Raw genomic sequence first — 18,272 nt, 5'->3', positions numbered from 1 at the left:
GCGCTATAGTGCATTTTGCAATATAGAAGGAGTCCATATTGGCACGACGCCACGACCTCGTGGGGTTGACCGTCCTGGCCCTGCTCACGGTGCGTGCCAGCCACCCCTACGAGCTGCACCGCTACATCATCGACACCCACAAGGACTACATCACCGGCCTGCCGCGCAGCCTCTACCACGCGGTCGAGCGCCTGGCGGCGGATGAGCTGATCACTCCTGTGGGCACCGACCGCGCGGGCCGCAGGCCGGAACGCACGGTCTACGAGATCACCGACGAGGGCCGCCACGAGCTGCGCACCCGGCTGCGCCACCTGCTGGAGAGACCCGACCCCGACCGGCGGGCGTTCGTCGCGGCCGTCTCGCTCATCGGCTGCCTGTCGCTGGACGAGGCACGCGCCGCGCTGCGGGCGCGGGCGGCCACGATCGAGGGCACGCTGGCCGGGATGCGGGCCAACATGAGCGCACTCGCGGAAAGCGGCCTGCCCGCGATCCTCACGCTGGAGGTCGAGGTGGAGCTGGCGCTCCACACGGCGGAGCTGGAGTGGATCAAGGGGCTGTTCGACCGCCTCGACAAGGGCGAACTCGTCTGGGATCCCACGGTCGAGATATAGGGGACGAGGTGGGAAAGGGCCGCCGGAGTGCGCCAACACCCCGGCGGCCGTAGGTCCGAACAAGGCGCCTGCCTGCCCGAACTCGCAGTCACAGGATAGGCGCCGCGACACAGGGAGCTGTGCCATGTCCACAGAGATCCACCCCGGCGCAGGAGTGTGCCGGCCATGAGGAAGACGCTCATCACCGAGGTGTCCGGCGTGGTCGCCGCGCCGATCGAGGAGGTGTGGCGGGTCCTGCGGGGCGAACGTCCGGCGCACGAGATGACGACCGAGACCGGCGACCACACCGTCGCCTACCAGGGCGGCTGGTGGTACCGCGGCGAGTGGTCGCTCCACCCCGACCCGGAGGGCACGCGCGTGGTCCACCGGGTCTACAACGTCGCCGAGTGGATGCGCTGGGGGGTGCCGCTGGCCAACCGGTTCTTCATCGGGTTCGGCGAGCGCACGCGTACGGCGTTCGCGGATGGTCTGGCCCGTATCGGGAGGGAATTGGGCTGTACGACCAGGCTCGTCTAGTCTGCCCTCCATGGATTGGGGACCGCTGACACACGACGACGCCCAGCCGCTGGCCGACCTCTGGGCCGCGATGGAGGCCGAAGACCGCACCGGCGAGGCCCTCGGCGCCGGCGACGTGGCGGAGCAACTCTCCCATCACCTCATCGACCTGGCCGCGGGCACCCTCGCGGCCAGGGACGACGGCCGGATCGCGGCCGTGGGCTACCTGCCGGTCAGGCAGTCCGCGGAGGACGGGGTGCACGTGATGAGCCTGTGGGGCGGCGTGCACCCCGCCTACCGCCGTCACGGGCTCGGCCGGCGGATCGTCGACTGGGCCGTCCGTACGGCGCCGGGGCTGGGCCACCGGGCGTTCCCCGGTGTCCCGGTGGAGCTCCAGCTCAGCGCCCACCATGGCAACCCGGGCCTCGCCGCGCTGGCGGTGGGTGCCGGGTTCGTCCCCGTACGCACGTTCGCCGACATGAGGCGGAGTCTGTCGGACGCCCTGCCGCCGCTCAGGACGCTCCAGGGCATCTCCATCGCCACCTGGTCGCCGGAGCTGGACGACGGGGCCAGGCGCGTACGCAACGAGTCGTTCCGCGACCACTGGGGCTCCGCGTCGCACACCCCCGAGAGCTGGGCCGGCGCCATCACCGGCACGCGGAACTTCCGCCCCGAGTCCTCGTTCGTGGCCCTGGCGGAAGGCCGGGTGGTGGGCGTGCTCATGACGCACTTCTTCGACGAGCGCAGCGCGCGGCGGGGCGAGCGCGAGGCGTGGATCCAGATCATCGGCACGCTGAAGGAGTGGCGCGGCAAGGGCGTGGCCGGCGCGCTGATCGCGCACGCCCTGGCCGCCTTCGCCCGCCAGGGCTACGAGAGCGCCGGGCTGGGCGTCGACACGGAGAACCCCACCGGGGCGGTGAGCGTGTACGGCCGCGCCGGATTCCGGATCACCGACCGCCGCACGACCTACGCCCTGACCGCGTCGTAGAGGGGGAACCGGGCGACGAAGCCCGAGCCGGCGTACACGAGTGAGCCTTCGTGCAGGTGGGCGATGTCCCGGGCGATCGGCAGGCCCAGCCCGGCGCCGCCCGCGTCCCTGGCCCGCGCCTCGTCCAGCCGGGTGAAGCGGTCGAACACGGCCTCCCGCTGATCGGGCGGGATCCCCGGGCCGTCGTCGCGCACCTCCAGCAGGGCCACACCGGCCTCGGCCGCGACGCGGACCCGTACGGAGGAGGCGGCGTGCCGTACGGCGTTGTCGGCCAGGTTCGTGATGAGACGGTCGAGATGGGCGTTCGATCCCTTCATCACCACGTCGGGCTCGATGTCCAGCTCCACCCGCACCTCAGGACGCCGCCTGGCCCGCAGCGACGCCTCGGCCGCCACCTGGCCCAGGTCCAGCTCCGCGGCCCGCAGCGGCTCGCCCGCGTCCAGTTTGGCCAGCATGAGCAGGTCGGCGGCGAGCGACTGCAGGCGTTCGACGTCGGCCAGGGCCTCCTTGGTCAGCTCGCTGGGCTGGGCCAGCTCCAGCCGGGCCCGCAGGGTCGCGATCGGGCTGCGCAACTCGTGCGCGGCGTCGGCGACGAACCGCTTGTGCCGCTCCACCGCCGTCTCCAGCCGGTCGAGCGTGCCGTTCACGGTGGTGGCCAGGGCCGCGATCTCGTCCTTCGACCTCGGTACGGGGACGCGCTGGTTGAGATCGCGGGCCGTGATGTCGGCGACCTTGGCCCGGATCGCGGCCACGGGGCCGAGCGCCCGTCCCACCGAGAACCACGTCATCCCGGCCACCACGACCAGCAGGGCGGGCACACCGGGCAGCAGCGCGCTGTACAGCGTCTGCAGCGCCTGCTCCGCGCCCGCCAGGGAGACCCGCGACAGCAGCACGGCCGGCCCGACGGCAGTGGACACCTCGACGCCGGCGACCGCGTACTCGTCGGGCTGGGCCCACTCCTTGACCGCCGTCAGCCTCTTGGTCACCAAGATGTCCGGGTCGGCGATCCACGCCTCGGTGCCGTCGTTCAGGCGCACCACGCCCTCCTTGCCGACCGTCGCGGTCGCCGGGCCCGACGCCGTGACGTCGTCCGAGCCGGTGATCGGCGCGACCGTGACGCTGTCCAGGGCGGGCGGCGGGGCCTTGCCGTCGTTCGAGCCGGTGGTCGGCTTGGTCGACTTGGCCGTGGCGCTGTCCGAACCGACGCTCGGCTTGGCCGTGGCGCTGTCCGAGCCGGTGGTCGGCGCGGGCAGCAGTGGCGCCGAGGCGCCGCCGGCCCGGCGCGCGCTGACGATGTCCAGCGTCTCCGCGTACGGCACGGCGGCCGTGGCCTTCCTGGCCGCCTCGGCGTCGGCGCTGTTCACCAGCGTGCCGCGCAGCACCGCCACCAGCACCAGCGCCGACACGCCCAGGGCGAGCGCCACGACGAGCGTGGCCGCCGCGGTCGCCCGCACCCGTACGGACGACAGCTCCCCGTGCAGCCGCTCCAACATCGCACTCATGCCGCCTCCAGCCGGTACCCGGCCCCGCGGACCGTCATCAACGTCGTCTTCCCGAACGGCAGGTCGATCTTGCGGCGCAGCGCGCTGATGTAGACCTCGACGATGTTCGGGTCGCCGTCGTAGGAGAAGTCCCACGCCTGGGCCAGCAGCTCGCCCTTGGAGACCACCTCGCCTGGCCGGCGCGCGAGCGCGTGCAGCACCGCGAACTCCTTCGGCGTCAGCCCGATCCCCACCTCGCCCCGGCGGCAGCGCAGCCCGGCCGGGTCGATCACCAGGTCGCCGACGGTGATCGTCACGGGCCGTTCCCGCCCGCCGCGCCGTACCAGCGCGCGCAGCCTGGCCAGCAGCACCACGTACGAGAAGGGCTTGGCCAGGTAGTCGTCGGCCCCGTTGTCGAGCGCCTCGGCCTCGTCGTAGATGCCGTCCTTGGCCGTGAGCATCATGATCGGGGTCCAGTCGCCGGCCTCGCGCAGCCGGGCGCAGACCGCGTACCCGTTGAGCCTGGGCAGCATCACGTCCAGGACGATCACGTCATAGGTGTTCTCGGTGGCCATCCACAGCCCGTCGCGCCCGTCGTAGGCCACGTCCACCGCGAAGCCCTCGCCTGCCAGCCCGCCCTTGACCAGGTCGGCCAGCCGCTCCTCGTCCTCCACCAATAACACTCGCACGCTCTCAAGAGTGCCTCAGCGTACCTAAAGCCAACCTGAAGATCATTTTGGCCCTCTTCAGGATCGCTTCAGGTGCGGCGCGCGAGCCTTGGGGCGTTCGATCGATTCGGGTTTCGATCGATTCCAGTGAGGAGAATTCATGCTCAAGCGACGTCTCGCGGTGCTCGCTGCGACGGCCGTACTCGCTCTCGGCGGCCTGGCCGGCTCCGCCATGGCGGACGAGCCCCCCGCCCCCGCCGCCGGTGCCAAGGTCACGTGCACCAGCAGCGACGGCGCGACCGTCCATCTGGCCAAGGCGATGCCGGTCAAGATCGAGGACGTCGGCCCCGATGGTGGGACGCTCCACGTGACCAAGGCCGTGCCGGGCTCGCAGGACGAGGCCCTCGAGTGGTCGCCGGCCCTCCCTGCCGAGCCGGGCAAGACGGCACTCTCGGTGGAGCCGGACAAGACCGCGCTCCCGGCCGAGCCGGGCAAGGCGGTCGCGCTCGACGACGTCACGGCTCCGACCGAGGGCGCCAAGACCGTCAAGATCACCTGCAAGAAGGCCGAGTAGCGGCCTCGGCCCGGTCGTCGGACGGGGGTGGGGGCGCGGCTCAGCCGCCGAACGAGTGATGCGGCCCCAGCGCCCAGTACTCGAAGAGCCCGTGGCCGACGAGCCCGTCGTACTCGAAGCGCCCGACGGCGTCCACCATGCCCCACATCCTGGCGGCGTCGTCGGGCAGCCGGTACGTCACGCCCTGCACGACGGGCCCCGCCCCCTGGTACATCCCATGGCGCCACTCCTGCTCCAGCCCGTAGCCGGTGCCGACCATGAGGTGCACCGGCAGGAGCGGCGTGCAGCGCACGTCGAACGGCTTGCCGCCGGGCGGCGCGAACGTGATCGTGGCCTCGACGACGTCGCGGGTGCCGGGGGCGTAGACCGGCCGGTACTCCGGTCTGCCGAGGTACTCCTCCTCGCGTCCGTCGGCCCACACGCGGACGGCCTCCTCCAGCAGGCGGCGACCCCGCTCGTCCTCCTGGACGATGCAGAGGATGGCGTGGTCCTCGAAGCGCATCGGGGCGTAGAGCCAGTAGAACGTCCCGGGGTTCCTGGCCTGGATGCCGGGCGGCTCGGGCTCGCCGACGGGCCGGATGCCCCACGATCGGTCCCTGGTGCCCATCCAGCGGTCGGGCGTGACCGTCACCCGGCGGTCGCCGATCGTGAGGTCGCCGGACCAGCGGCCGGTCTGCGCCATGCGTACGGAGTCGAACACCACCCGCTCCTGCCACCGCAGGAAATGCCGTGGCTCCAGGACGGCCGGGATCGTCGCCTCCCACAGGAGGTCGAAGGACAGGCCATGCTCGTTCGGCTCCAGCACCACCCGGAGCCGTCTGAGCCCTTCGAGCACCTCCACCCGGAAGGGGCCGACCCGGGTGTCCATCCGGTCCGCGCCCAGCTCGCGGGAGGCACGGACGACGCGGTGCAGGTCGCGGGTGCGTACGCAGGCGAAGGCGTCGGTGACGCCCAGATTGGGGTACTGGCCCAGGCCGACGATCAGCATCAGCTCGTCGGAGGCGGGGTGGCAGTTGAAGTAGTAGCGGTCGTAGAAGTTGCGGTCGCCGGTGGTCACGTGCCGCATCACCTGGGCGGCCTGGTGCACGGGGTAGTCGTCGAGCGGTGACAGCGCCATGCCCGGCTTTCTAACAAGCGCTTGGTCCTACGTCAACGGTCGCCGACCACGCCCCAGGGGACAACGGCAGCGCGCCCCCGTGAGGTCATCACGAGGGCGCGCTCCCAAGGCGGCGGACCGGCGTGTCACGGCATCTTGCGCGACGCCTCGTTCGCCTGGTCCGACATCCTGGTCGCCATGCGGTCCGTGGACTCCGGCACCCTGTCCGCCCGCTCATTGACCCAACGTGAGGCATCGGAGGCGGAGTCCTTCATGTGCTCGGTCCACTGCTGTGCGTTGCGGCGGTAGAACAGATAGCCGATCGCCCCCACCGCGAGGCCGGTCAGCAGCATGAAGGTCGGCCACCGCCGCGACTGCACGGGCGTGGGGTCGATCTTCTTGGCCGCAGCCGTCAGCATCGAGCTGACCATGGGTGCGACCTGGTCCTCGAACCCGTGTGCCGCGGACTCGAGCCGCGGCGCCGCCCAGTAGCGGGCGCCTTCGATGCCCTGGGCGGCGGCCATCCTGGCCTGGCCCGCCATGGGCATCATCCGGTGGCCGGTCCGTGCGGCCTGGGTCTTCATCCGGTCCATCCACGTGGCCGGTATTTCCACGGTCACGCGGCGTCTTCTCATTGTCAGGGACACGACAACCTCCCCTGTCGTTGGGGCCCCGAGCCTGACCTTCCCTGGACAAGGCGGCTCAATCATGGCGGTCCGTGGGAGGATGGCCCCAGGAGGGCGGAACACCATAGTCCTCAAAACACGACAAACAACCCTGTACATAGAGGGGGCAGCCGTACCGTGGCTGAAAAGCTGATTGCCAACCTGAAGACCAACCGCGGGAATATCAAGGTAGAACTCTTCCCCACCAAGGCCCCGAAAACCGTACGAAACTTCGTGGAGCTGGCCGAAGGCTCCCGCGAGTGGACGCACCCGGGCACCGGCGAGAAGAGCACCGCCCGTTACTACGACGGCACGATCTTCCACCGGGTCATCTCCGGCTTCATGATCCAGGGCGGCGACCCGCTCGGCCAGGGCATCGGGGGCCCCGGCTACGAGTTCGACGACGAGATCCACCCTGAGCTGTACTTCAACCGCCCCTACCTGCTCGCCATGGCCAACGCCGGCATCCAGTTCGGCAAGGGCACCAACGGCTCGCAGTTCTTCATCACGGTCGTGCCCACGCCGCACCTCAACGGCAAGCACACCATCTTCGGTGAGGTGATCGAGGGCCAGGACGTCGTCGACGCCATCGCCAAGACCCGCACCGACCAGCGCGACCGCCCGGCGGAGGACGTCATCCTCGAATCGGTCACCTTCGACCGCGTCCCCGCCTGACGACGACAACCGGCCGCCGGGGGCGCACCACCACCCCCGGCCCCGGCCGTACCCCTCCCTGAGCCACCGATCCACCCCCGGCCCATTCCCCCTGATCCGCCGATCGGGGCCACGCGGCATGCCCAAGTAAGCCTTAGGCTTCGGTCATGACCAGCCAGCCGCCCAGCCAGCCCCCGCAGCCCGAGCAGCCCGCTGAGGCGGTGCCCACCTGCTACCGGCACCCCGGCCGGGAGACCTGGGTGCGCTGCCAGCGCTGTGAGCGTCCCATCTGCCCCGACTGCATGCGTGACGCCGCCGTCGGCTTCCAGTGCCCCGAGTGCGTGGCCGACGGCAACCGAGGCATCCGCCAGGCCAGGTCCACGTTCGGCGGCAACGTCGTACGCACGCCGTTCGTGACGTACGCCATCCTGGTCATCAACGTGCTGATCTTCGGCGGCCAATACCTCACGAACGAGGCGATCACCGGCGACCTGGCGATGTGGCCGCTCGGCGTCGCCGTGGGCGACCAGTACTACCGGCTGATCACCGCCGCGTTCGTGCACGGCGGGCTTTTCCACATCCTGTTCAACTCCTGGGCGCTCTACGTGATCGGGCCCTACCTCGAGCGCGCCTTCGGTCACGTGCGCTACGTGGCCGTCTACCTCATCAGCGCACTCGGCGGCTCGGTGCTCGGGCTCTGGCTCGACCCGCTCAACCAGCCCACGGTCGGCGCCTCCGGGGCCATCTTCGGCCTGTTCGGCGCGGTGTTCGTGGTCGGGCGCAGGCTCAACCTCGACGTGCGCGGCATCGCCGTGCTCATCGCGCTCAACCTGGCGATCACGTTCGTCTTCTCCAGCTCCATCAGTTGGACCGGCCACGTCGGCGGCCTGGTCACGGGATCGCTGCTGGCGGGGGCGCTGGCCTACGCCCCCAAGAACAGCAGGACCCTCTGGCAGGGGCTGGCGATCGTGGGAGCGCTGGCCGTGCTGGCCGTGCTCGTGATGGTCAGGACCTCGGCCATCGTCGGCGCGATCTGACTTCCCCAGGCTGTGGAAAAGACTGTGGAAAGAACTAACGCCAGCGGGTGGAAAGAACCACACCGAAGATGATGAAGACGAACCCGATCAGCAGGTTCCAGTTCTGGAGGTCGCTGAAGAAGGGGGCCTGAGGGGCGACGTAATAGATCGCGATCCACAGGATACCGATGATCCAGGTGGCGACCATCGTGGGGGCCAGCCAGCGCGGGCTGACCTTGACCTGCTGAGATCTCTGCGGCGGCGTGTAGACCGCCTTCTTGCTAGCCTTGGACTTGGGCACTGGATAACTCCTGCTGAGGGCCTGGGGCATCCGGATCGTCCACAGGCTCTTCGTTAAGCGTAGTTGAAACGGCCCCAGGATAGTCGCCACGCGCATGACATGGCGATCCCCAGAGGCCGCATCGTGGCGGAATACCCTGATCGCATGCGGGCCACGCTCCGGGCCCTCGGGGAGATCAGCATCACCGCGGGCCTGGTTCTCATGCTGTTCTGCGCCTACCTGCTCTGGGGTACCGGCGCCTACACCCAGAGCCAGCAGCTCCTGCTCCAGCGCGAGCTGGCCGCCAAGAACCAGGCGCGCCCCGGCAAGATCGAGCCGGGCACCGCGCTCGCGCTGCTGCGCATCCCCAGGCTGGGCCACGACTACCAGTACGCCGTGATCGAGGGCGTCGGCGCCGAGCAGCTCAGGAAGGGGCCGGGGCACTACCCCGACAGCGCCATGCCCGGCCAGATCGGCAACTTCGTGGTGTCGGGGCACCGCACCACCTACGCGGCCCCGTTCAACGAGATCGACGAGCTGGAACGCGACGACGAGATCATCGTCGAGGCCCGCGAGGCCCGCTACACCTACCGCGTGACCTCCCAGGACATCGTGCGCCCCGACGAGATCGAGGTGATCGCCCCGGTGCCCGGCAAGCCCGACATCCGCCCCCTCCGCGCCTTCATCACGCTGTCCACCTGCCATCCCGAGTACTCGGCCGCCGAACGCCTCATCGTCTACGGCGTGCTCAAGCGGAGCGAACCACGCGAGGAGTGACATGTACCTCTGGCTCTGGCGCAAGCTGCCCGGCCGCCCGCGCACCCGGGTGCTGACGGCCGCCGTGCTGCTCGCGGTGGCGGTGGCCGTACTCTGGTATGTCGTGTTCCCGCTCCTGGAGCCCCTGGTGACGGTAGACGAGGTGACCGTAAGGAAATGAGCCGCGTGCTGGTCGTGGACAACCACGACAGCTTCGTGCACACCATCGTGCAGTACCTGCGCGAGCTGGGTGCCGACTGCGACGTGCGGTCGCGCGACGACGTACGCGTGCGCGACGCCGACGGCTTCGACGGTGTGCTCATCAGCCCGGGCCCCGGCACCCCCGAGGCGGCCGGGGTCAGCGTCCCCCTGGTGCGCGACGCGGTCGAGCGGCACCGTCCGCTGCTCGGCGTCTGCCTCGGCCACCAGGCCATCGCCATCGCCTACGGGGCCACCGTGACCCGCGCGCCCGAGCTGTTCCACGGCCGTACCAGCGCCATCACGCACGACGGCGAGGGCGTGTTCGAGGGCCTGCCCTCGCCCGTGCGCATGACCCGCTACCACTCGCTGGCCGTGCTGCCCGAGACCGTGCCCGACGTGCTCGACGTGACCGCCCGCACCGACGACGGCGTCATCATGGGCCTGCGGCACCGCGAGGCCCCCGTCGAGGGTGTCCAGTTCCACCCGGAATCAGTGCTCTCCGAACACGGCCACCGACTTCTCCGGAATTGGTGGCGAAGATTCGTGTAACAAACCTCTCGCGTAGAGCGACGTACAAGTGAGCGTCCCCGCCGTTGCCCCCGAGCGGCGGGGGCGTTCGTCGTTTCCGGCCACGGACCGGTCACCGGCGAAGGCAGGAAAAGGCACGAGACCGGCTACAGGCGAAGGGCCGCCCCTCCCGTCGTGGGAGGGGCGGCCCTTTCCTCATGCCCGTGTACGTCCCTGTACGGCCGCCTCAGCCGTGTATACCGCCACCCAGGCCATCGTCGATGGGGTTGTCGTCCGGCGGCGGCTGGTCGTCCGACGGGAAGTCGTCGGTCGGCTGGTCGGACGGGAACCCGTCGGTCGGGAAGTCGTTGGTGGGCGGAGGCCCGGACTCCTCGGGGCCGGTGGACACCACGATCGTGATCGTCGTGTTGGCCGGCTGCTTGGCGCCCTCACCCGGGTTCTGCTGCACGACCGTGCCCTGGGGCTGGTCGCTCGGCTGCGGCACGACCTTGGCCCTGAAGCCCGCGGCCTTGAGCTGGGCCGTGGCGTCTTCCTCGGTCAGGCCGATCACGCTGGGCACCGAGCCCAGCTCCTTCGGGATGACGAGGGTGACCACGCCGTTCTTCTCGACCTCTTCACCGGCCTTGGGCTCGGTCGCGATGACCGTGTCCTGCGGCTTGGTCGAGTTGCGCGTCTTGATGGTGGTGCGCAGCTCGGCGTCCGACAGGAGCTTCTCGGCGTCCTCCCGCGACAGCCCGATGAGCCCGTCGGGCACCTTGACCTTCTCGGTGCCCTTGGAGACGACCAGCTTGACCGTGGAGTCCTTCTCGACCTTGCTGTTCTCGGCCGGGTCCGTCTTGATGACGGCGCCCTTCTCGACGTCGGCGCTGAACTCCTGCACGACCTGGACCTTGAGCCCCAGCAACGTGAGCTGCTCTTCGGCGTACTGCCGCTCCTGCGAGGCGAGCGACGGGATCGTGATCGTCGTGTCGGTGGGCGTGCTCTTGTTGCCGAACACCACGTAGCCGATGGTGATGAAGCCGCCGATGATCAGCAGCGGGATGATGACCCACAGCGCGGTCTTGACGGCGTTGCCGCCGCCTCCCGACGCCCTGCGCCGCCCACCACGGCCGCCTCCGTCGCCGTCGCCGTAGTCGTACTGCGGGATCGCGCCGGTGCGCTGCGTGGCCGGGCCGGGCATCCCCGTCTGGGTGGCGGACATCATGCGCGTGCCCTGGCCGAAGTTGCCGGAGATCGCCATCGTCTGGGCGTCGGTCGGCATGCCGGACATCGCCCGCTGGATGTCCGCCCGCATCTCGCCCGCGCTCTGGTAGCGCTGGCCCGGGTCCTTGGCCATGGCCTTGAGCACGATCGCGTCGGCCCATGGGGGGATCTCGGGGTCGATCTGCGACGGCGGAATGGGCTCTTCGCGTACGTGCTGGTAGGCGATCGCGACCGGGGAGTCGCCGGTGAAGGGCGGCTGGCCGGTCAGCAACTCGTACAGCAGGCAGCCGGTGGAGTAGATGTCGCTGCGCGCGTCGACGCGCTCGCCGCGGGCCTGCTCGGGCGACAGGTATTGGGCGGTGCCGATCACCTGTGCCGTCTGCGTCATCGTGGCCGCGGAGTCGGCCATCGCGCGCGCGATGCCGAAGTCCATCACCTTGACGTCGCCGGCGCGCGTGATCATCACGTTGGCCGGCTTGATGTCGCGGTGCACGATGCCGCCGCGGTGGCTGTAGTCGAGCGCGCGCAGGATGCCGTCGACCAGCTCGACCGCGCGCTCGGGCAGGAGGCGGCGGTCCTGACGCAACAGGTCGCGCAGTGTGCGGCCGTCGACGTACTCCATCACGATGTACGGCACGGGGGTGCCTTCGGTGCCGTCTTCGCCGGTGTCGTAGACCGCGACCACGGCCGGGTGGTTCAGGGAGGCCGCCGACTGGGCCTCGCGCCGGAACCGGGCCTGGAAGGTGTGGTCTCGCGCCAGGTCGGAGCGGAGGGTTTTGATCGCGACTATGCGGTCCAGCCGGATGTCTCGGGCGCGATACACCTCGGCCATGCCGCCGCGCCCGACGACACCGTCGAGCTCGTAGCGACCTCCGAGTAGCCGAGGCTGAGTCATTTCCTGCACTGTCCCTTACCGTTCATCTTGGGTACCGGCCAGCTCGGGGGCTGCCGGTGTCCATCATCGCCCCCATAGCGCATCACGTCTCCTCTTTGGTCGGGTTTGTATCACCCGGGTCCGGCGAGGCGGTGGGTGTCGGGCTTGTGGGTGTAGTGGTGGGCGTTGGGGTCGGGGTGGGCGTAGGGGTCCGGGTGGTCGGTGTCGGCTTCGGTGACGGCTTCTTGGTAGGAGTTGCCGACTTGCTTACGGTAGCTGACGGCGAGGCTATCGGCCCCTGCGACTTCGCCGGAACCACCGGAGGCCGCCGTGTGCGCCTGGTCTTCGTCGGGCGCGGCTCGTCGGGCGTGGACGCGACGGGCTCCGGGGTCGTCGGGAGCGGGGACGACTCGGCCACCTCTGGCTCCCGCGGCGTCGGCTGCCCGTTGGCGAACGTGATCGCCGTCAGCCCCACCGCCGCCACGCAGCCCGCCGTGGCCACCAGCGCCAGCGTCCGCGCGCCCCTGCGCCGCCTGACCTGCGGCCTCTCCTGCACCGTCGTGGCCGGGGCCAGGTCGTCGGTCGCCTGCTCGTCCTCGGGGGACGGCTCGCGTACGCGGAAGCCGCCCGGGTCGGTGAGCATGCTCAGCTCGGCACCGTGCTCGGCGCCGGCCGGCGACTCACGCAGCACGTGTGCCCGGTCGGCCACCTCCAGCGCCGTGGCGGGCCGCTGCGCGGGCTCCTTGGCCAGCAGAGACATGACCAGCTCGCGCACCGGCGCGGGCACGTCGACGCCCAGCGGCGGCGGCGCCTCGTTGAGGTGCAGCAGCGCGATCGCCACCTGGCTGTCGGCCCGGAACGGCGTGTGCCCCGCCAGGCACTCGTAGGCCACCACGCCCAGCGAGTAGAGGTCTGTCGAGGGCGTGAGCGAGAAGCCCTGCGCCTGCTCGGGGCTGACGTACTGGGCCGTGCCCAGCACCGTGCCGGTCTGCGTCACCGGCGCCGCCTCCAGAGCCCGCGCGATGCCGAAGTCCGTCACCTTGATGACACCCTCCTGGGTGACCATCAGGTTGCCGGGCTTGATGTCGCGGTGGATGATCCCGGCGGAGTGGGCCGCGTGCAGGGCCCTGGCCGTCTGGTGCACCACGTCGAGCGCCACCTCGGCCCCGACGGCGCCGTTGCGCGCCAGGATGGCCGACAACGGTTCGCCGTGCACCAGCTCCATCACGAGATAGGCCAGGTCGCTCTGCTCGCCGTAGTCGAAGATCTGCGCCACGCCGGGGTCGGCCAGCGCGGCGGTGAGCCGGGCCTCGTTCCTGAACCGCTCGCGGAAGGTCGGGTCGGCGTAGATGTGGCTGCGCAGGATCTTCACCGCGACCTCGCGCCCGAGCAGCTCGTCACGGGCACGCCACACTTCCCCCATACCGCCCGTGGCGATGCGGGAGAGCAGGAGATAGCGGTTACGGAGCCGCATGACCCAGCAGGTTACCGTTCACTCACTTGTTCAGCACCGCCTCCAGCACGGCCTTTGCGATCGGCGCGGCGGTGTGCCCGCCGGTCGCCTCCGCGCCCACCTTGGCGGCGCCGGACTCGACGATGACCGCCAGGGCCACCTTCGGGTCGTTGGCGGGAGCGAAGGAGATGAACCAGGCGTGCGGAGGCTGCCCGTCGGTGGTCTCCGCCGTACCCGTCTTACCGGCTACTTGGACGCCTGAGACCTGCGCCAGGTTGGCGGTCCCGTTGTCGACCACGCTCACCATCATGTCGCGCAACTTGCCCGCCGTCTCGGAACTGACCGCCTGGGACAGCTCTTCCGGGCTGGCCTCGTCGACGGCGTCGCCCTTGGAGTCGCTGATCTTGTTGACGAGGTACGGCTTCATCACCGTCCCGTCATTGGCGATGCCGGCCGCGATCATGGCCATCTGCAGCGGCGTCATGCGGTTGCTGCGCTGCCCGATGGAGGCCATCGCCAGGGCGGCCTGGTCCTCTTCCTTCCCGAAGTCGCTCTGCGCGACCGACATCGGCACCGCGAGCTGCTGCCCCATGCCGAACTTCTCGGTCTGCTCCTTCATCTTGTCGAAGCCCAGCTCCATGCCCATCGCGCCGAAGGGGGTGTTGCAGGACTTCTCCAGCGCGAACACCAGGGTGACCTGGCCGCTGCCGCAGGCGGCGCCGCCGTAGTTGGGCAGGGTGACCGTCGTGTTGGGCAGGGTCAGCCGCTGCGGCGCCTCCACCGTGGTGTCGGGGCCGCGCGAGGAGTCGTCCTCCAGGTACGCCGCCATCGTCACCACCTTGAACGTGGACCCGGGCGGGTAGGTCTGCGCGATCGTACGGTTGAGCAGCGGCTGGGACTTGTCCGCTGCCAGCTCGTCGTAGCGCGGGAACACCTCGCTCTTGTTGGTGCCCGACAGCTCGGTGGGGTCGTACGTGGGCAGCGACACCATCGCGAGGATGCCGCCGGTCTTCGGGTCGAGCGCGATGACCGCGCCGCGCTTGCCGCTCTGCCGCAGCGCGTCGTAGGCGGCCTTCTGGGCCTTCGGGTTGATCGTCAGCTCGACGTTGGCGCCGCGGGCGGGCTCGCCCGTGAACAGGTCGATGCTGCGTCGCAGCAGTAGGTCGGGGCTGGAGCCGTCGAGCAGTTGGTTCTCGCTGTCCTCGATCGCGCTCTCGCTCTCCGGCGAGAAGAAGCCGGTGACGTGGGCGTACAGCTTGGCGTCGGGGTATTCCCTGACGAATCGGAAGTCCTTGTTCTGCGTCTCCACGGACTGCGCGATCACCTTGCCGCCCGCCGTGATGCGGCCGCGCTCGACGGCGTAGCGCTCGTAGAAGTTGCGCCGGTTACGCGCGTCGTCCTGCAGGCCCTCGGCGTTGACCGCCTGCAGGATGTTGACGTTGACCATCAGGAGCGCGAACATGGCCAGGCAGGCCACGGCCGCTCGTTTCAGAGTCCGGTTCATCGCTGGAACACCTGGGTCATTCCTTCGTTCTGGATCGCCTGGGGCGGGGGCCTGCGCGCCGCGTCTGACATGCGTACCAGGAGCGCGATAAGGATCCAGTTAGCCAGCAGCGCCGAGCCGCCCTGTGACATGAACGGCGTGACCAGGCCGGTCAGGGGGATCAGGTTGGTCACACCGCCGACGATGATGAAGACCTGCCAGGCCAGGATGAACGACAGGCCGCCCGCCAGCAGCTTCGAGAACGGGTCGCGGGCCGCGATCGCCGTGCGCAGACCCCGCTCGACCAGCAGCGCGTAGATCATGAGCAGCGCCATCAGCCCGGTCAGGCCCAGCTCCTCGCCGGTGGCGGCGAAGATGAAGTCGGAGAACGACAGCGGGATCTCGTCGGGGTTGCCCTGGCCCAGGCCGGTGCCGAGGATGGCGCCCGCGCCGAAGCCGTACAACGCCTGCATGATCTGGAAGCTCTTGCCGCACATCGCGTCGCCCATCGGATCCGTCTGGCAGATGGGGTCGTTGCCGAAGTAGACCGCGTTCGACGGGTCGAGCCAGGCGTCGAAGCGGGCGCCGACGTGGTCGAAGGCCAGCCCGGCCAGATACGCGCCGCCGACGAAGAGCAGCACCCCGATCAGCACCCACGAGGTGCGCTGGGTGGCGATGTACAACATCGCGATGAACGTGCCGAAGAGCAGCAGCGAGGTGCCCAGGTCCTTCTCGAAGACCAGCACCAGCAGGCTGAGCACCCACGTCGCCAGCACGGGGCCGAGGTCTCTGGCCCTGGGCAGGTCGATGAAGAGCAGCCGGCGCCCGGCCAGCGCCAGCACGTCGCGCTTGGCCACCAGGTAACCGGCGAAGAAGACGACGAGCAGCAGCTTCGCGAACTCGCCGGGCTGGATGGAGGCGAAGTCGCCGAAGCGGATCCAGATCTTCGCGCCCTGGACCTCGCTGATGCTGGCGGGCAGCACCGCGGGCAGCGCGAGGAGCACCATCCCCACCGCACCCGCCGTGTACGTGAGCCGCTGCAGCGTCCGGTGGTCACGCAGCACGATCAGGGTGACCGTGAACATCACGACACCCACGGCCGTCCACATGATCTGGCTGGTGGCCGACGCCAGCGGCATGCCGCCCGACTCCAGCCGGTAGATCATCACCAGGCCCAGGCCGTTGATCAGGGTCACCAGCGGCAGGATCAGCGGGTCGGCCCACGGCGCGAACTTGGCCAGCACCAGGTAGGCGGCCAGCATCAGACCGCCCAGACCCAGCCCGTACGTCAGCATGCCGGCCGGGATCCGGCCGTCGATCGCCAGGCCCACGTTGGCGTAGGCGCCCATGACGATGGCCACCGCGAGCGCCAGCATGAAGAGCTGGGCCCCGCGGCGCTTGGCCGGCATCGGGACGGGGGAGACCGCGACTTCGCTCATCTACTGCTGTCTCGTCCTGGTCGCGGTGGGGGACGCGGACGGCGGGGGTGACGACGTGCTCGCCTCCGTGGGAGCTTCCTCTTCGGTGTTCTGATCGCCCGTGTTCTGGTCGCCTGTGAACTTCAAACCGTTGATCTTCGTCAAGCCTTCTGTGACCGTGGTGACGGGAATGCCGCCCTTGATCAGCGCCTGGTCCGCCTCCGACAGTTGGGAGAGCTGCCTGCCGGTGGGTTTGGAGACGTGGAAGAGCTGGAACGGCCCCACTTCCTTCTGGACCCCCTGGAACACGACCACCTCATCGCCCCTGGCGCCGACGAAGAACTGCTCCTGAGTCCACTGGTATCCAAAGTACCCAACGACGCCGACGGCGACGATGCCCACACCGAGCACGGTGACCAGCACCGGCCACACCCGGCGACGCCTGCCCGAGCGCCGGGACGCCTGCGCGCCCGGCTCGTCGAAGTCGTCGTCGGTGAGCACCGGCTGGGGTGCGGTCACCGCGCCGGGTCGCCCCGGCGAGGCGTCCTGCGGATCACCGCGCAGCCGGTTCATGCCCGCGGCGCCGACCACGGCGGCCTCCACGGGCACCTGCTGCCCCTCGGTGAGCTCCAGCACGTCGGCCAGCACGCACGTGATGTTGTCGGGCCCGCCACCCCGGTTCGCCAGATCGATGAGCTGGCGGACGACCTCTTCCGGGTCGTCGATGTTGGTGAGCGTGGCGTGCAGCGTCTCCGCGCTCACCACGCCCGACAGGCCGTCGGAACACAGCAGGTAGCGGTCGCCCACCTGTGCCTCGCGCAGCGTGAGATCGGGATCGACCTCGCCGCTGCCGTCGAGCGCGCGCAGCAGGATCGAACGCTGCGGATGCGTGGCGGCCTCTTCCGGCGTGATGCGCCCGTCGTCGACGAGCTGCTGCACCAGTGTGTGGTCATGGGTGATCTGGTAGAGCTCGCCGCGTCTCAGGAGGTAGGCCCGCGAGTCGCCCACGTGGACCAGGGCGACTTGGGTGCCGTTCCAGAGCATGGCGGTCAGAGTCGTGCCCATGCCTTTGAGGCTGGGATCCCGCCCCACCATCTCGTGCAGCCTGCGATTGGCGTCGCGTACCGCTGCCTCGATGGCGTTGAGCAGGTCGCCCCCCTGTTGGGCCTCTTCCAGAGAGGCCATGGCGGCGATGGCGACTGAGCTCGCCACCTCGCCGTGTGCGTGCCCGCCCATGCCGTCGGCGACGGCGAGCAGGCGGCCGCTAGCGTACGCCGAGTCCTCGTTACCTTCGCGGAGGAGGCCGACGTCCGAGCGGGCGGCGTAGCGGAGTGCGATGGTCATTTGCGCAATTCAATGACTGTCTTGCCGACGCGGATCGGAACACCGAGCGGCACCGGGGTCGGACGGGTGACTTTGGAGCGGTCGAGATACGTGCCGTTGGTGGACCCAAGATCTTCCACGATCCATTGACCGTCCTGAGGAAAGAGCCGGGCATGCCGGCTGGAAGCGTAGTCGTCCGTGACTACCAGCGTGGCGTCATTCGCCCGGCCAATCGTGATGGGCGTCTCCGTGAGGTTGATGGTGGTGCCTTGGAGAGGGCCACCGGTGACGATGAGCTGGCGTGGCTCGCCCTTTTTGCTCCTGGGCTTTGCCACGGGTTTGGCGGGCTTGGGCGATTTGCGCCCACCCGCGGGAGCCGTGCGTGAGCCGAACAAGTCAGTCCGGATCACGCCGACTGCGGCAATGACGAAGAACCACAGCACCGCCAGGAACGCGAGCCGGATCAGCAGCAGCGTGAGCTCGGACATGGACCGTTTGTCTACCC

Annotated in this window: 20 protein-coding genes; 9 read left to right on the top strand and 11 right to left on the bottom strand. The window is 69.7% G+C overall.

Features of this window, described 5'->3' with window-relative positions:
- Positions 1-38 precede the first annotated feature (38 nt).
- From ACZ6S0_RS43130 to ACZ6S0_RS43120, 3 genes are all read left to right on the top strand, one after another.
- On the top strand, positions 39-611 hold the full coding sequence (locus ACZ6S0_RS43130) for a PadR family transcriptional regulator (protein ID WP_465925134.1): 573 nt from the start codon (positions 39-41) through the stop codon (positions 609-611).
- Between the two features lie 165 nt (positions 612-776).
- The gene (locus ACZ6S0_RS43125; RefSeq protein WP_344897013.1) at positions 777-1,127 is read left to right on the top strand and encodes a hypothetical protein; all 351 of its coding nucleotides are present in this window, start codon (positions 777-779) and stop codon (positions 1,125-1,127) included.
- 10 nt (positions 1,128-1,137) lie between these two features.
- The gene (locus ACZ6S0_RS43120) at positions 1,138-2,094 is read left to right on the top strand and encodes a GNAT family N-acetyltransferase (RefSeq protein ID WP_465925133.1); all 957 of its coding nucleotides are present in this window, start codon (positions 1,138-1,140) and stop codon (positions 2,092-2,094) included.
- Here the strand turns inward: ACZ6S0_RS43120 and ACZ6S0_RS43115 are convergent.
- Together ACZ6S0_RS43115 and ACZ6S0_RS43110 are read right to left on the bottom strand one after the other, a co-directional pair.
- Entirely contained in the window at positions 2,073-3,596 is a 1,524-nt protein-coding gene (locus tag ACZ6S0_RS43115; protein WP_465925132.1) for a sensor histidine kinase, read from the bottom strand. The genes ACZ6S0_RS43120 and ACZ6S0_RS43115 overlap by 22 nt on opposite strands.
- The gene (locus ACZ6S0_RS43110; RefSeq protein ID WP_465925131.1) at positions 3,593-4,264 is read right to left on the bottom strand and encodes a response regulator transcription factor; all 672 of its coding nucleotides are present in this window, start codon (positions 4,262-4,264) and stop codon (positions 3,593-3,595) included. Before ACZ6S0_RS43110 ends, ACZ6S0_RS43115 begins: the two co-directional genes overlap by 4 nt.
- Positions 4,265-4,403: 139 nt before the next feature.
- On the opposite strand from ACZ6S0_RS43110, the gene ACZ6S0_RS43105 reads away from it, so the two are divergent.
- Entirely contained in the window at positions 4,404-4,817 is a 414-nt protein-coding gene (locus ACZ6S0_RS43105) for a hypothetical protein (RefSeq protein ID WP_465925130.1), read from the top strand.
- Positions 4,818-4,857: 40 nt separating this feature from the next.
- Here the strand turns inward: ACZ6S0_RS43105 and ACZ6S0_RS43100 are convergent, their stop codons facing one another.
- Both ACZ6S0_RS43100 and ACZ6S0_RS43095 read right to left on the bottom strand, forming a co-directional pair.
- Positions 4,858-5,934: an Rv3169 family protein gene (locus tag ACZ6S0_RS43100; RefSeq protein WP_465925129.1), complete on the bottom strand. Its 1,077-nt coding sequence runs from the start codon at positions 5,932-5,934 to the stop codon at positions 4,858-4,860.
- Positions 5,935-6,059: 125 nt separating this feature from the next.
- On the bottom strand, positions 6,060-6,533 hold the full coding sequence (locus tag ACZ6S0_RS43095; RefSeq protein WP_465925128.1) for a YtxH domain-containing protein: 474 nt from the start codon (positions 6,531-6,533) through the stop codon (positions 6,060-6,062).
- A gap of 183 nt (positions 6,534-6,716) precedes the next feature.
- On the opposite strand from ACZ6S0_RS43095, the gene ACZ6S0_RS43090 reads away from it, so the two are divergent.
- Positions 6,717-7,253 (top strand): peptidylprolyl isomerase, encoded by a 537-nt coding sequence (locus tag ACZ6S0_RS43090; protein ID WP_465925127.1) that lies wholly within the window; start codon positions 6,717-6,719, stop codon positions 7,251-7,253.
- Positions 7,254-7,399: 146 nt separating this feature from the next.
- Entirely contained in the window at positions 7,400-8,269 is an 870-nt protein-coding gene (locus tag ACZ6S0_RS43085; RefSeq protein ID WP_465925126.1) for a rhomboid family intramembrane serine protease, read from the top strand.
- Between the two features lie 34 nt (positions 8,270-8,303).
- Here ACZ6S0_RS43085 and ACZ6S0_RS43080 read toward each other — a convergent pair whose 3' ends face one another.
- Positions 8,304-8,549, bottom strand: a complete 246-nt coding sequence (locus ACZ6S0_RS43080; RefSeq protein WP_344897037.1) for a cell division protein CrgA — start codon at positions 8,547-8,549, stop codon at positions 8,304-8,306.
- A gap of 144 nt (positions 8,550-8,693) precedes the next feature.
- On the opposite strand from ACZ6S0_RS43080, the gene ACZ6S0_RS43075 reads away from it, so the two are divergent.
- From ACZ6S0_RS43075 to ACZ6S0_RS43065, 3 genes are read left to right on the top strand one after another with little or no spacing between them, the layout of a single operon-like run.
- Entirely contained in the window at positions 8,694-9,305 is a 612-nt protein-coding gene (locus tag ACZ6S0_RS43075) for a class E sortase (protein WP_465925125.1), read from the top strand.
- Position 9,306: 1 nt separating this feature from the next.
- Positions 9,307-9,465: a hypothetical protein gene (locus ACZ6S0_RS43070; RefSeq protein WP_465925124.1), complete on the top strand. Its 159-nt coding sequence runs from the start codon at positions 9,307-9,309 to the stop codon at positions 9,463-9,465.
- Positions 9,462-10,034 (top strand): anthranilate synthase component II, encoded by a 573-nt coding sequence (locus ACZ6S0_RS43065; protein WP_465925123.1) that lies wholly within the window; start codon positions 9,462-9,464, stop codon positions 10,032-10,034. Before ACZ6S0_RS43070 ends, ACZ6S0_RS43065 begins: the two co-directional genes overlap by 4 nt.
- Before the next feature lie 205 nt (positions 10,035-10,239).
- Here the strand turns inward: ACZ6S0_RS43065 and pknB are convergent, their stop codons facing one another.
- From pknB to ACZ6S0_RS43035, 6 genes are all read right to left on the bottom strand, one after another.
- Positions 10,240-12,111: a Stk1 family PASTA domain-containing Ser/Thr kinase gene (gene pknB, locus ACZ6S0_RS43060; protein ID WP_465925122.1), complete on the bottom strand. Its 1,872-nt coding sequence runs from the start codon at positions 12,109-12,111 to the stop codon at positions 10,240-10,242.
- 82 nt (positions 12,112-12,193) lie between these two features.
- Positions 12,194-13,564: a serine/threonine-protein kinase gene (locus tag ACZ6S0_RS43055; protein WP_465925121.1), complete on the bottom strand. Its 1,371-nt coding sequence runs from the start codon at positions 13,562-13,564 to the stop codon at positions 12,194-12,196.
- A gap of 22 nt (positions 13,565-13,586) precedes the next feature.
- A complete protein-coding gene (locus ACZ6S0_RS43050; protein ID WP_465925120.1) occupies positions 13,587-15,047 on the bottom strand; it encodes a peptidoglycan D,D-transpeptidase FtsI family protein in 1,461 nt (486 codons plus the stop codon).
- The gene (locus tag ACZ6S0_RS43045; RefSeq protein ID WP_465925119.1) at positions 15,044-16,465 is read right to left on the bottom strand and encodes an FtsW/RodA/SpoVE family cell cycle protein; all 1,422 of its coding nucleotides are present in this window, start codon (positions 16,463-16,465) and stop codon (positions 15,044-15,046) included. The genes ACZ6S0_RS43050 and ACZ6S0_RS43045 overlap by 4 nt, the downstream gene beginning before the upstream one ends.
- Positions 16,466-17,788, bottom strand: coding sequence for a Stp1/IreP family PP2C-type Ser/Thr phosphatase (locus ACZ6S0_RS43040; protein WP_465925118.1), 1,323 nt, complete (start codon positions 17,786-17,788; stop codon positions 16,466-16,468).
- Positions 17,785-18,255: an FHA domain-containing protein FhaB/FipA gene (locus tag ACZ6S0_RS43035; RefSeq protein WP_465925117.1), complete on the bottom strand. Its 471-nt coding sequence runs from the start codon at positions 18,253-18,255 to the stop codon at positions 17,785-17,787. Before ACZ6S0_RS43035 ends, ACZ6S0_RS43040 begins: the two co-directional genes overlap by 4 nt.
- Between the last annotated feature and the right edge of the window lie 17 nt (positions 18,256-18,272).

This window comes from Nonomuraea sp. NPDC051298, assembly GCF_055586305.1.
Note: the sequence above shows the minus strand (reverse complement) of the source record. Positions and strands in the feature narration are given on the sequence as shown.

What these genes read in the sequence shown, in the direction of transcription:
- ACZ6S0_RS43125 (WP_344897013.1), top strand. Translation starts at nt 777, where the DNA reads ATGAGGAAGACGCTCATCACCGAGGTGTCCGGCGTGGTCGCCGCGCCG.
- ACZ6S0_RS43120 (WP_465925133.1), top strand. Translation starts at nt 1,138, where the DNA reads ATGGATTGGGGACCGCTGACACACGACGACGCCCAGCCGCTGGCCGAC.
- ACZ6S0_RS43115 (WP_465925132.1), bottom strand. Translation starts at nt 3,596, where the DNA reads ATGAGTGCGATGTTGGAGCGGCTGCACGGGGAGCTGTCGTCCGTACGG.
- ACZ6S0_RS43105 (WP_465925130.1), top strand. Translation starts at nt 4,404, where the DNA reads ATGCTCAAGCGACGTCTCGCGGTGCTCGCTGCGACGGCCGTACTCGCT.
- ACZ6S0_RS43100 (WP_465925129.1), bottom strand. Translation starts at nt 5,934, where the DNA reads ATGGCGCTGTCACCGCTCGACGACTACCCCGTGCACCAGGCCGCCCAG.
- ACZ6S0_RS43085 (WP_465925126.1), top strand. Translation starts at nt 7,400, where the DNA reads ATGACCAGCCAGCCGCCCAGCCAGCCCCCGCAGCCCGAGCAGCCCGCT.
- ACZ6S0_RS43075 (WP_465925125.1), top strand. Translation starts at nt 8,694, where the DNA reads ATGCGGGCCACGCTCCGGGCCCTCGGGGAGATCAGCATCACCGCGGGC.
- ACZ6S0_RS43070 (WP_465925124.1), top strand. Translation starts at nt 9,307, where the DNA reads ATGTACCTCTGGCTCTGGCGCAAGCTGCCCGGCCGCCCGCGCACCCGG.
- ACZ6S0_RS43065 (WP_465925123.1), top strand. Translation starts at nt 9,462, where the DNA reads ATGAGCCGCGTGCTGGTCGTGGACAACCACGACAGCTTCGTGCACACC.
- pknB (WP_465925122.1), bottom strand. Translation starts at nt 12,111, where the DNA reads ATGACTCAGCCTCGGCTACTCGGAGGTCGCTACGAGCTCGACGGTGTC.
- ACZ6S0_RS43055 (WP_465925121.1), bottom strand. Translation starts at nt 13,564, where the DNA reads ATGCGGCTCCGTAACCGCTATCTCCTGCTCTCCCGCATCGCCACGGGC.
- ACZ6S0_RS43050 (WP_465925120.1), bottom strand. Translation starts at nt 15,047, where the DNA reads ATGAACCGGACTCTGAAACGAGCGGCCGTGGCCTGCCTGGCCATGTTC.
- ACZ6S0_RS43045 (WP_465925119.1), bottom strand. Translation starts at nt 16,465, where the DNA reads ATGAGCGAAGTCGCGGTCTCCCCCGTCCCGATGCCGGCCAAGCGCCGC.
- ACZ6S0_RS43040 (WP_465925118.1), bottom strand. Translation starts at nt 17,788, where the DNA reads ATGACCATCGCACTCCGCTACGCCGCCCGCTCGGACGTCGGCCTCCTC.
- ACZ6S0_RS43035 (WP_465925117.1), bottom strand. Translation starts at nt 18,255, where the DNA reads ATGTCCGAGCTCACGCTGCTGCTGATCCGGCTCGCGTTCCTGGCGGTG.